The 12,654-nt window shown below is 40.9% G+C and carries 10 protein-coding genes; 6 read left to right on the forward strand and 4 right to left on the reverse strand.

What is annotated here, in order from left to right:
- Positions 1-45: 45 nt before the first annotated feature.
- From holA to AC4CUZ_RS06265, 4 genes are all read right to left on the reverse strand, one after another.
- Positions 46-1,035, reverse strand: coding sequence for a DNA polymerase III subunit delta (gene holA, locus AC4CUZ_RS06250; protein WP_078388511.1), 990 nt, complete (start codon positions 1,033-1,035; stop codon positions 46-48).
- A 12-nt stretch (positions 1,036-1,047) separates the two neighbouring features.
- A complete protein-coding gene (locus AC4CUZ_RS06255; RefSeq protein ID WP_490747388.1) occupies positions 1,048-1,557 on the reverse strand; it encodes an LPS-assembly lipoprotein LptE in 510 nt (169 codons plus the stop codon).
- Positions 1,558-1,735: 178 nt separating this feature from the next.
- Positions 1,736-4,348 carry a leucine--tRNA ligase gene (gene leuS, locus AC4CUZ_RS06260; protein ID WP_490747389.1) on the reverse strand — a complete coding sequence of 871 codons (2,613 nt, stop codon included), beginning with the start codon at positions 4,346-4,348 and terminating at the stop codon, positions 1,736-1,738.
- A gap of 134 nt (positions 4,349-4,482) precedes the next feature.
- Positions 4,483-4,851: a DUF4124 domain-containing protein gene (locus AC4CUZ_RS06265; protein ID WP_078388509.1), complete on the reverse strand. Its 369-nt coding sequence runs from the start codon at positions 4,849-4,851 to the stop codon at positions 4,483-4,485.
- Between the two features lie 769 nt (positions 4,852-5,620).
- Here AC4CUZ_RS06265 and AC4CUZ_RS06270 point away from each other — a divergent pair.
- The 6 genes from AC4CUZ_RS06270 to AC4CUZ_RS06295 all read left to right on the forward strand — a co-directional run bounded on the left by AC4CUZ_RS06270 (position 5,621) and on the right by AC4CUZ_RS06295 (position 12,635).
- Positions 5,621-7,348, forward strand: coding sequence for an acetolactate synthase 3 large subunit (locus AC4CUZ_RS06270; RefSeq protein ID WP_010327538.1), 1,728 nt, complete (start codon positions 5,621-5,623; stop codon positions 7,346-7,348).
- Positions 7,345-7,836: an acetolactate synthase small subunit gene (gene ilvN / locus AC4CUZ_RS06275; RefSeq protein WP_004697653.1), complete on the forward strand. Its 492-nt coding sequence runs from the start codon at positions 7,345-7,347 to the stop codon at positions 7,834-7,836. Before AC4CUZ_RS06270 ends, ilvN begins: the two co-directional genes overlap by 4 nt.
- Before the next feature lie 105 nt (positions 7,837-7,941).
- Positions 7,942-8,958, forward strand: coding sequence for a ketol-acid reductoisomerase (gene ilvC / locus AC4CUZ_RS06280; protein ID WP_004983494.1), 1,017 nt, complete (start codon positions 7,942-7,944; stop codon positions 8,956-8,958).
- Positions 8,959-10,192: 1,234 nt separating this feature from the next.
- Positions 10,193-11,419: a transposase gene (locus AC4CUZ_RS06285; RefSeq protein WP_490747273.1), complete on the forward strand. Its 1,227-nt coding sequence runs from the start codon at positions 10,193-10,195 to the stop codon at positions 11,417-11,419.
- A 16-nt stretch (positions 11,420-11,435) separates the two neighbouring features.
- Positions 11,436-11,858 carry a hypothetical protein gene (locus AC4CUZ_RS06290; RefSeq protein ID WP_490747390.1) on the forward strand — a complete coding sequence of 141 codons (423 nt, stop codon included), beginning with the start codon at positions 11,436-11,438 and terminating at the stop codon, positions 11,856-11,858.
- 72 nt (positions 11,859-11,930) lie between these two features.
- Entirely contained in the window at positions 11,931-12,635 is a 705-nt protein-coding gene (locus AC4CUZ_RS06295; protein ID WP_078388506.1) for a fimbrial biogenesis chaperone, read from the forward strand.
- The last annotated feature ends 19 nt before the right edge of the window (positions 12,636-12,654 follow it).

Genomic DNA, 12,654 nt, shown 5'->3' on the forward strand with positions numbered 1-12,654 from the left:
ACAAATAGAAATGATTATTATTTTTAAAAGACTCGTTGCGGTAATTTAAGCGGGAAAGAGTGATTTTCCACACAGCGTTGCAATGGCTTGCATCACGACATGTTCAGCATTTTCATGCCCCAAACCTTTGATCGAAGCATCAATGCGAAGCAGGAGACTGGGCCACGTTAAAAAGCACTGCGGATTCAGTCGACGTAATGCTTGTTGATAGACGCTGACTTTATTCTTCCAAATCCCTAGTTGTAGTGCATTTTGCGGTTGCTCAAACAGTTGCATGAGTAAACGCATTTCTTTGCTTATGCTCCACAAAATCAGACTGAGGGGTTCACCTGAGGCAATCAGGTATTGGTAAATTTTAATCGATTGCGCCAGATTGCCTTCGAGCAGAGCATCACTCAAATCGAAAGTACTATAGCGGGACTGATCTTGTAAGCAGGCATGTAAATGATCAATCTGAATCAGCTCGACCTCGGCAAAGGTGTCGCTGACACGCATTAAGCTATTTTTAGCTGCAAGTAAGTTGTGTTCATGGTGTTGTTCTAGCCACTGCCATGCATCCTGACTCAGTTTAACCCCAAGCTTATCTGCTTCAATGCTTAAAATCTGCTGACGATCACGCGGATAATTCGCGGTCAGGGCAACATGCACTCCATTGGCTTCAACCGTTTGGAAAAAGCCCGTTTTTAGGCTGGCGCTGTCCTGTTTTGGCATCACCACCAAAAGCAAGTTCTGTTCATTGCTTTGGATATAGCTTTTTAGCAACTTTAAAGCGTTAGCATCGGGTTTAATATTGCCATGAACTTCAATGGCAAGCTGGCTTGAAAACAAGGACAAGCTGTTGAGCGCATTAAAGACATTTTTCCAGTCATTGACATTACTGATGTCATGCCGTTGTCGTTCAATCTCTTGCTTTTGCCAACTTGCTCGAAATGCATCCAGTAAGTTTTGTTCAAGCAATGGCTCTTGACCTTGCATAATCCACGCGCCACGAGCTTCATCGACACGTTTTAAGGCTTGCAAATAGTCAAGTTTCATTGTTAATAAACCTTACTGCTGTGCAGGTGGTAGACGGTTCGATGAAATTTGACGCACAATTTGCTGCGCGACATCATCCACGATGACTTGATTCAGATAGTTTTTCTCTTGGTCATCGGTATTGACCGTTTCAACGTTGTATTGATAACTACGTGATGCGACTACGGTGCGTGGTTCAGTGATTGGACGGCCTTGTGCATCTTCAATACGGAAGGTGACATTGAGGCGTAGTAATACTTCAATCAGTTTACCGTTCAGCTCTAAACGCTGCGGTTTATAGTCTAGCACGCGAAGCACATAGGCATCTGAACCACTGCTCAGCTGTACACCAGACGCAACCAAATAAATGGCCAATTTTTCATGTAATTCATCGGTGTTCTTCGGAAGCACCAAATTCATTTTTGAATAAGCAATCGGCGTTGCGCTTGGATTGGTGCCTTTTAAATGAAAGCCACACCCGACCAAGCCAGCACTTAGGCCACAAGTTAAAACAATAGCTGCCAAACGTTTGCCTAAATGCATGTGTTGTCCTCTGTTTGCTCTTTTTGATAAAAGAAAAATAATATGTCGTGATTGTATGTGCAAAGCCCGTTGACTGGCAACGGGCTTTGTTTGGGTTTTGTTTAGAAATCCCTCCCGACCTCCCTTTGAAAAGGGAGGAGTTCCCCTCTTTAATAAAGAGGGAGTCAGGGAGATTAAGTTAAACCACCAAATTCACTAATTTATTTGGCACCACAATTTCTTTCTTGGTTGGACCTGTCAAGAATTGTTGAACTTCTGGCAAGGCTTTAGCCAATGCAAGCAATTCATCTTTCGATGTATCGACAGACACTTCTAATTTGCCACGCAGTTTACCATTCACTTGAACCACAATCGTTTGCGTATTACGTGTGAGTGCAGATTCGTCTAAAGTCGGGAACAATACGCTGGTTAAGTCTAGTCCGAATTCAGCCAATAAAGTCTGGCTTAAATGTGGTGCAAATGGCGCAAGTAAAGTTAAAAGCGTTGTAATCGATTCACGAGCAACCGCAACATCGTTATCATTTTTCGCTTCAAATTTGTTGTTCGCATTTAATAGTTCCATCATCGCTGCAATAGCCGTGTTAAAGGCATGGCGGCGTTCGATGTCATCACCCACTTTTTGAATGGTTTCATGCGTTTTACGACGTAAGTCTTGTGCTTCTGTAGACAGTTGAGCAGTATCAATTGCAGAGCCTACATTACCTTTTTCAAGGAAGCTGGCAACCAAACGCCATACACGTTTCAAGAAACGGTTTGCGCCTTCCACACCCGCATCAGACCATTCAAGAGATTGATCTGGTGGAGCAGCAAACATCATGAACACACGTGCCGTATCTGCACCGTACTGATCAATAATAGCTTGCGGGTCGATACCGTTATTTTTCGATTTCGACATTTTCTCTTGTCCGCCAACAATCACGTCTTGACCATCACCTTGGTATTTCGCAGACAGAATACGACCTTTTTCATCACGTTCGAGGTCGATATCCGCAGGGTTAAACCAAGTTTTCTTGCCTGATTCAGCTTCACGGTAATAAGTGTCTGCCAAAACCATACCTTGAGTTAACAGGTTGGTAAATGGTTCATTGCCTTGTACTACACCTTCATCACGCATTAACTTGTGGAAGAAGCGTGCATAAAGTAAGTGCAGAATCGCATGTTCAACACCACCGATGTATTGGTTTACAGGAAGCCATGTTTGAGCAGCTTCAGGCTTAACTAAACCATCAGTAAAATCAGGAGATGCATAACGTGCATAGTACCAAGATGATTCTACAAAGGTGTCCAAGGTATCGGTTTCACGACGTGCATCGCCACCACAACTTGGGCATTTGGTTTCGTAGAATTCAGGCATCTTGTTCAATGGGTTACCCGAGCCATCAGGTACGACATCAGTCGGTAAGACCACTGGAAGTTGCTCTTCAGGTACAGGAACCTGACCACATTTTTCACAGTTGATCATTGGAATTGGGCAACCCCAATAACGTTGACGCGATACACCCCAGTCACGTAAACGGAACTGAACTTTCGTATTTGCAAGAGTTGTTGGTTCTAATTTTTCAAGGAACGCATCATAAGCAGCTTGGAAGTCTAAACCGTCAAATTCTGCTGAATTGACCAATTTACCTTCTTTAGAGCCGTACCATTCTTGCCATTGTGCAGCATCAAAGTCTGCACCTTGAGCATCAATCACTTGTTTAATGGTTAAGCCATATTTATTGGCAAATTCAAAATCACGTTCGTCGTGTGCAGGTACAGCCATCACTGCGCCAGAGCCATAAGACATCAACACATAGTTGGCAATCCAAACAGGAATGTCTTCACCAGTGACAGGATGCTTCACAGACAGACCTGTTGCCATGCCTTTCTTTTCAGCAGTGGCAAGGTCAGCTTCAGCCACAGAACCCATACGGCATTCTTCAATAAATGCTTTAAGTTCAGCATTATTTTCCGCAGCTTTCAGCGCCATTGGATGTTCTGCTGCAACTGCAACATAAGTCACACCCATTAAGGTGTCAGCACGTGTGGTGAATACAGTAAGGCCGTCTGCGTAAATTTCAGGATTCGCTGAAGGGAAGGTGATATCCATTCCTTGTGAGCGACCAATCCAGTTACGTTGCATGGTCAAGACTTGTTGTGGCCAACCGTCTTTTAAGGTATCTAAATCGTCTAATAATTCTTGTGCATAGTCGGTAATGCGGAAGTAATACATTGGAATATCACGTTTTTCAACCAACGCACCTGAACGCCAGCCACGACCATTTTCAACTTGTTCATTGGCAAGTACAGTCTGATCCACAGGATCCCAATTTACGGTAGATAACTTACGATAAATAAGGCCTTTTTTATAAAGTTGCACGAACAACCACTGTTCCCAGCGGTAGTATTCAGGGGTACACGTTGCAAATTCACGATCCCAATCGACTGATAGACCTAATTTTTTTAATTGGTCACGCATATATGCGATGTTTTCAAAGGTCCATTTTGCAGGTGCAACTTGGTGTGCAATTGCAGCATTTTCAGCAGGTAAACCAAAAGCATCCCAACCCATAGGTTGCAGGACAGTTTCCCCTTTAAGGCGGTGGAAACGGCTGATGACATCACCAATGGTGTAGTTACGCACATGACCCATATGCAGTTTGCCACTTGGATAAGGGAACATCGAGAGGATATAACGACGTGGACCTTCTACAGAGTCGGCAACTTTAAAGGCTTTACGAGCTTCCCAGTCTTGTTGGACGGTAGGTTCAATCGCGCTCGCTTGATATTCAGGGTCAATGTGAGTAGTCATATACGTATGTAGAACAATGGTTAAAAAGTTTGTTGCACAGCATAGCGCAAAATGCACCTAAAAGTGAATTTTGCGCTATGTTTTGTGCAGGAAATTAAACAAGCTGAAAATAAATCTGGAACCGTACGGAATGATTAAACCGCAGGGCGGACTTGTTGGCCTTGTTCAAGTGCTTCATTCGCTTCACGTCGTTGATTTTCTAAATCAACTGCTGGTGCTGCTGGCGCAGCACTCGGTACAGCATTGAGGGGAGCTGGTACGGTATTCGGCATATTGGCAGGTGGAGGTGCTTCCGATGACGCAGCTTGTGGCGAATTTTTCCAACCATAGGTATCGACTTTGCCTTTTTTCTTTGCTGTTTTGGGTGGAGGTGTCGTGGTGTAATGTGTCGAGCCTTGGCTATCAACCCACTTATAATACGTCTTGGCAAAGCTTTGTGTACTTCCCATTGCAAGCCCCATCCCCACCAAACATGCTGTCATTCTTGCAAACTGAATACTCATCTACCATTGTCCTTTTTATATCCGTAATCATTGGATTTTATCGGGTTTATCGTTGTCGTTATTTTATGCCAATTTTAGAGCAATAAGCAGTGTTTGATGCATTTTTTCATCTGTGTTTTTGAAATATTTTGCAGGTCAAATCCTCAGTTTAATGCGTGAAATATGCGTTATGGCACAGTATGAAAATAAGAAGGTTATGCTAAAACCTGATGAACAAATGCTGATCTATATTTAAAACTGAAAAAATCTGAGATAGATGTTGGATTTAAATTTAAGTGAATATCTTATTAAACTTATTTATAGGTTTTATTATGTTTTTTTATTAATAAATTCAGTGAAATAGAAATCTATTTGTTTTTGCACTAAAAAACCGAGAAAAAGCGACTCAGTTTTCTTTGTTCGCGATGAATAAAAAACAAACGCTCTGTAAATAAACAAAAAAAAGCTAATTTTTAAACTTGACTTTAGTCACGAAACTCCTAAAAATGCTGTCTTTAGTTTTATATGCCTTTACTCGATCACCCTTCGATAAAGTGTCATTTCATGCAATGGACACGCTTTCTAGCCGAGACCGTGAACAAAGTAAAAAAATGTGTTTATCCCAACACGTTTTAGATCTCATATTGCTCAAACAGCATACAGATCAGAATTTTTTCCTATTGCTATGAAAACTAAGAAATATGTGTGCTATAACAGTGCAGACAATCAATGAATGAAACACTGCTGGTGCCTTCCACCATTGCAGTGATAAAGATTAGGGTGAATCACGTTGGAACTTTTATCTGGTGGTGAAATGCTCGTTCGCGCATTGGCGGACGAAGGCGTTGAACATGTATTTGGATATCCAGGCGGCGCAGTTTTACATATCTACGACGCGTTCTTTCAACAAGACAAAATCAATCATTACCTCGTGCGCCATGAACAAGCTGCTGGTCATATGGCAGATGCTTACTCACGCGTAACAGGTAAGACGGGTGTGGTCCTCGTGACTTCAGGTCCGGGTGCAACCAATACTGTGACTCCAATTGCAACGGCTTATATGGACTCAATCCCAATGGTGATTTTGTCTGGTCAGGTTGCGTCACATTTAATTGGTGAAGATGCATTCCAAGAAACAGATATGGTCGGTATTTCTCGTCCGATCGTAAAACATAGTTTCCAAGTGCGCCATGCCAGCGAAATTCCTTCGATTATTAAGAAGGCATTTTATATTGCAGCCTCTGGTCGTCCAGGTCCAGTTGTGGTCGATATTCCAAAAGATGCAACCAATCCTGCTGAGAAATTTGCTTACGAATACCCAGAAAAAGTGAAGATGCGTTCGTATCAACCGCCGCATCGTGGTCACTCAGGTCAAATTCGTAAAGCGATTGAAGAGCTGATTCACGCTAAACGTCCTGTGATTTATACTGGCGGTGGCGTGGTTCAAGGTAATGCTTCTGCTCAGTTAACTGAACTGGCACATATTTTGGGCTTCCCAGTCACCAATACCTTGATGGGGCTTGGTGCCTTTCCTGGCAATGATCCGCAGTTTATTGGCATGTTGGGTATGCATGGTACCTATGAAGCCAATATGACTATGCACAATGCTGATGTTATTTTGTGTATCGGTGCGCGTTTCGATGACCGTGTAACCAATAATCCAGCAAAATTCTGTCCAAATGCCAAAGTGATTCATATTGATATCGACCCTGCGACGATTTCAAAAACCATCATGGCGCATATCCCGATCGTGGGTGCGGTAGAACCTGTCCTTCAAGAAATGTTGACACAGTTGAAACAAATGAATGTGTCTAAACCAAATCCTGAAGACATGGCTGCTTGGTGGGCGCAAATCAATGAATGGCGTAAAGTTCATGGCATGCGTTATGAGTCAGGTGCAAATGGGGTAATGAAACCACAACAAGTGGTGGAAGCGTTGGATAAAATCACCAATGGTGATGCGATCATTACTTCTGACGTAGGTCAGCATCAAATGTTTGGTGCGAACTATTATAAGTATAAACGTCCACGCCAATGGATTAACTCAGGTGGCCTAGGTACCATGGGTGTTGGTTTACCCTATGCGATGGCGGCGAAATTGGCTTTCCCTGACCAACAAGTAGTGTGTATCACAGGTGAAGCATCGATTCAGATGTGTATCCAAGAGCTTTCGACGTGTAAGCAATATGGTCTAAACGTAAAAATCCTCTGCTTGAATAACCAAGCTTTAGGGATGGTGAAGCAGTGGCAAGATATGAACTATGAAGGACGTCATTCAAGTTCTTATATCGATTCATTGCCTGACTTCCCTAAATTAATGGAAGCATATGGTCATGTTGGCATCCAAATTGACCATGCGGATGAGCTAGAGTCGAAGCTTGCTGAAGCAATGGCGATCAATGATAAATGTGTATTTATTAATGTGATGGTTGACCGTACAGAGCATGTTTATCCAATGCTTATCGCAGGTCAGTCAATGCAAGATATGTGGTTAGGTAAAGGGGAGCGCACGTCATGAGACACATTATCTCTGTACTTGTAGAAAACGAAGCTGGTGCGCTTTCTCGTTTGGTGGGTTTATTCTCTCAACGTGGTTATAACATTGAGACTTTAAACGTTGCGCCAACCGAAGATCCGACTTTATCTCGTTTGACATTAACGACTTATGGCGATGACCATAAAATTGAACAAATCACCAAACAGCTCAACAAATTGGTTGAAGTGGTGAAAGTGGTTGATTTGTCTGAAGGTGCGCACATTGAACGTGAGTTGATGTTGATTAAAGTCAAATCACTTGGTTCGGCACGTGCTGAAATCAAACGAACTGCGGACATTTTCCGTGCGCAAATTGTTGATGTCACTCCAACGACCTATACCATTCAAATCGCAGGTACGACTGAAAAAATTGATGGTTTTATTGATGCATTAGCAGAGAACACCATTCTTGAAGTTGTACGCTCTGGTGTTTCAGGCATCGCGCGCGGCGAAAAAGTTTTAACCATTTAATTATTTAACACGATTCAACCTCCTTTTGAGAAAAAGGAGGATTTCATCAAACAATAAACCCCTTGATGGAATTACAGAATACCAAGCATTTTAGCGGAGACAGCAATGCAAATTTTTTACGATAAAGACTGCGACTTATCTATCATCCAATCTAAGAAAGTAGCGATCATTGGTTACGGTTCACAAGGTCACGCACACGCGCTTAACCTTAAAGATTCTGGTGTAGACGTAACTGTAGGTCTACGTGCTGGTTCTACTTCTTGGAAAAAAGCTGAAAATTCAGGTCTTAAAGTTGCTGAAGTTCCTGCTGCAGTTGCTCAAGCTGACGTTGTCATGATCTTGACTCCAGATGAGTTCCAATCACAACTTTATCGTGACGTGATTGAGCCAAACATCAAAGAAGGTGCAACATTAGCATTTGCTCATGGTTTCTCTGTTCTTTATAACCAAGTTGTTCCACGTGCTGATCTTGACGTAATCATGGTTGCACCAAAAGCACCAGGTCATACAGTACGTTCTGAATACCAACGTGGTTCGGGTGTTCCTGACTTAATCGCGATTCATCAAGATGCGTCTGGTAATGCACGTAACCTAGCACTTTCTTATGCTTCTGGTGTAGGTGGTGGTCGTACAGGTATTATCGAGACTTCATTCCGTGAAGAAACTGAAACTGACTTATTTGGTGAGCAAGCAGTTCTTTGTGGTGGTGCAGTAGAACTTGTGAAAATGGGCTTCGAAACTTTGGTAGAAGCAGGTTATGCACCTGAAATGGCTTACTTCGAATGCTTACACGAACTTAAGTTAATCGTTGACTTGATGTTTGAAGGCGGTATCGCGGACATGAACTATTCAGTGTCTAACAACGCTGAATATGGCGAATATGTAACTGGCGTTGAAGTAATCAACGAACAGTCTCGTGAAGCGATGCGCAATGCACTTAAACGTATCCAATCTGGTGAATACGCGAAGATGTTCATTAACGAAGGTGCGTTGAACTACCCATCAATGACTGCTCGTCGTCGTCAAAACGCAGCGCATGGTATTGAAGTAACAGGTGGTAAGTTACGCGCGATGATGCCTTGGATTCAAGCAAACAAGATCGTCGATAAAGAGAAGAACTAAGGTTACGTTACGTGCCTTTAAAAAAGGGAAAGCAATGCTTTCCTTTTTTTCGTACCTTGGATTCAAGCAAACAAGATTGTAGATAAAGAAAAGAACTAAGTTTCTAATCTAGCTGATTTTAAGTACTAAAACCCTGCCTCGGCAGGGTTTTTTTATTGATCTACTATCATTTTTTATGTAGGGCAAAGTTATTAATTAAAAAGTTGTGAGTATAAATAGGGCCATGATATGGCTATCGGTACACAGCTATAAGTTGATCTTACCCGTGTTCAAAATCGTTATATGGAATCAACAAGAATTCCATTTCAGTGCTAGATATATGGGCAGCATATATTGTCAAAAAACTATTGGATTAATAACGTATCTATGAGCTTTATTGCAATAAATGCAACTCTCAAAAAGTGTACTTATGCTTACGTTTGGGTTTTTAGTGTGAGATTTAGATTTCTAAAATAGTAGGTCATGTAAATTTAAGGTTTGATTATGTGATTTTAGTCATGTTGTTCAATAACTGAAATTGGGTAAATAGCATGTGAATAAACTTTGAATTTTAGCGAGATGATCGACCTAAATTGAATAATTAGTAGAAATGTAAAGTAAAAAAAAGATGAAAAATGGATTTTTTAGCGGGTTAAGAAATTATTCACCCAAATATGTAATTAAATGTAAATTTGAAATGTTAAAAATTTCTAAGATAAAACAGAGATCTACTTAAAATATAAAAAAACACTAAAATTGTGCATCACTGAAAGTGGTGTAACTATTTTCAGGGATTTATTAAATTAATTAATAAATAAAATGACAATAAAAACAATATATTAATTTTACTTTGTTGAGATTTTAAAGTTGGGTCTCTATTTGAGTGAAAAAGGCTGCATAGATGGTTTTTTATACAGAACAACTAGAATAAAAACACGCTTAAGAAAAGCTTGGTAGCCAAACAAGGTCCAGTTTAATTAAGGGTGATCATAACAATTAATCAGTTTTAAAAGAAAAATCTCGGAGAGTCGCTATGAATAAATTACTACAAGCATCGCTAGTTGCAACGCTAATGAGTGCAGGTTCTACAGCCCTTTATGCAGAGGATGATACAGCATCACGCCCTAGTTATAACCATAGGTATCTACACAATTTCCGAGCTTTGCGTTAAATTGAAGAGCATGCTCTTCAATTTAACATCTCTGGTCTGGATCAGCGTCTTGTCAAACGTTATAACAGCCTTGTAAAACTCAATATGAATCCTCTTGCTTCACTTGCTCCCGCAATCAAAGACCTGGCCTCTACCCAAAAGTCGAGTTTCTCAACTACACAGGCTGTTTGGCGATTCCTGAATAATAATAAAATCTCTTTTAGTCAATTAAACCAGCCGATTAAGCTTCTTGCATGCGAACAGATCAAGACATCACCGCATCAGTATGCATTAATCGTTCATGACTGGTCTCAACTGCAGTATGTGAAGCACAGTCATAAGGTTCGGCGTCTTCAAAGAACAGAGGCGAATTCAGGCTATGAATTGCAAAGCAGTTTACTTGTCGATGCGTCATCAGGGCTCCCAATTGCGCCATTAGCTCAGACGCTAACAGATGCATCCGGCTGTTATTCCACATTCAGTGAACAATACAGCGAGCGCAAGTCCCATTTGGACTCACTCGCAGAACAAATCAAAACGATTGAACAGTATCCGATTGAGAAAACAAAAGTCCATATCATTGACCGTGAAGGAGACTCGATTGCCCACTTGAGGGAAATCAGCAGCCATGGTTTCAAATGGTTGATTCGGGCCAAAGAAAGCCATCGGATTGAGCATCAAGGGGAAACCTACAAAGTTGCAGAAGTCGCAGAAAAAGTAGTAACTCAGCAAGTTAAGCCGATTGCTTATAAAGGAAACAGGCATATGCTGCATGTTGGAGAAACCGATATTCGGATAACGCGTGCAGCAAAACCGAAGAGAAAAGATGATTTAGGCCAACGGGTTGCTCCCCAGCCAGGCAAGGCAGTTACAGCCAGATTAATTGTTGCTGTGGTGAAAGATGCTCAAGGTAAAACAGTCGCGAGATGGTCGCTGATCAGCAATGTTTCTTCAGAGATTGATGCGGTTGAATTAACCACCTGGTATTACTGGCGCTGGACAATTGAGTGCTATTTCAAGCTTATCAAGCAGGCAGGCCATGACGTTGAATCATGGCTTCAAACCACACCTGCAGCGATTTTAAGACGGCTCCTGATCAGCAGTATGGCGTGTGTGCTGACTTGGCGAATACAGCGTTCTGAAGATGAACAAAATCAAAAAATTCGTATATTTCTGACCCGTCTTTCAGGCCGACAGCAGAAGAGAGGTAGGTTGGAAAGTGCACCTGCGATATTAGCAGGACTTTCGATTTTACTGAACACTCTTCAACTGCTCTCAGAATATTCAATAGATGAACTGAATGAAATCGCAACAATTGCATTAAGTACCTAAAGATGTGTAGATACCTATGAGTTATAACTGGGGGAACTGTACTTCTCTAGGTTGTGAAAAAGATATTCCTATTAAATTAGAAATCCCTAAAAAATGTGAAGTGCTTGGCGGTAGTGCCATTACGCTGAATAAAAATGGTGGAACACAAAGTTCAAATTACACTGTACGTAGTAATACGCACTATACACTTAACATTCAAACAGCCAACACAGGTACAAGTGCAAGTACTTATGTTAAACATGAGGACGATGGCAGTGTTCGTGTACCAACAACAATTGTTACAAATAAAACAGGTGGCGGTGTAATTCCATTCGGTAATTCAAATCATAATGGTCTAGCTGACGATCAATATTCTGTTTCGGTAACTAATGCAGCAGTTGGTGCATTCCAACGTGCGGGTACATATACTGATACTTATCGTATCAAAGTCTATTACTAATTTTTTACTAAACCTAACTTGATCACAGCATCAGGTTAGGTTTTTTTATAAATTATAATAAGGCGGTGTAACATGAAAAAAATAATAGCGATTTTGGTGTCTTCGATGTTTTATATGTCGGTATCAAATGCTGGTGTTTCAGTTGATCCAGTCCAAATGTATATTCAAAATCCAATAAAACAAAGAACCACAACACTTACCTTAGAATCTAAAGATGAAACTGAGAAGAGAATTTTTGAAGTAAAAGCATTTAAGTGGACGCAAAAAGAAAATGGCGAAAACGTACTGGAGCCTGATAACTCCTTAATTATTAATCCTAAAAACTTTATTTTGCAGCCGAATGGTAAACAGACTATTCGTGTGGGCTTTAACCGTCCCATTGAGTCTATTTTAAGTGGACAGCAAGAAGGTACATGGCGTGTGATGGTTGATGAGATTCCGCAGGCAGTGAAAGAGTCATCTGTGAATTTTCTTGTAAGTTTTAACTTACCACTCTTTGTTGGAAAGCAAGAAGATGTTAAGCTCAAATTTAATGTAGAAAATAATAAACTCGTTGTTAAAAATAACGCGAATTCCCATATTCAAATTGCAAATTTGAAGATTGTCGATGCTAATAAAAAAGAAGTTTTTAAAACGGAGACTATGAGTTATTTGCTTGCAAATAAAAGCACGTCTTATGATTTAAACAATACACGAATATCAAATCCTAAAAATTATTATGTTCAATTGTTTACTGATAAGAACGATAAAATGGTGGAACTCAAATTCTCGGATTAGTCTGAGGTGGGGAGTTTAC

The organism is Acinetobacter sp. 789_lipA (assembly GCF_058242845.1).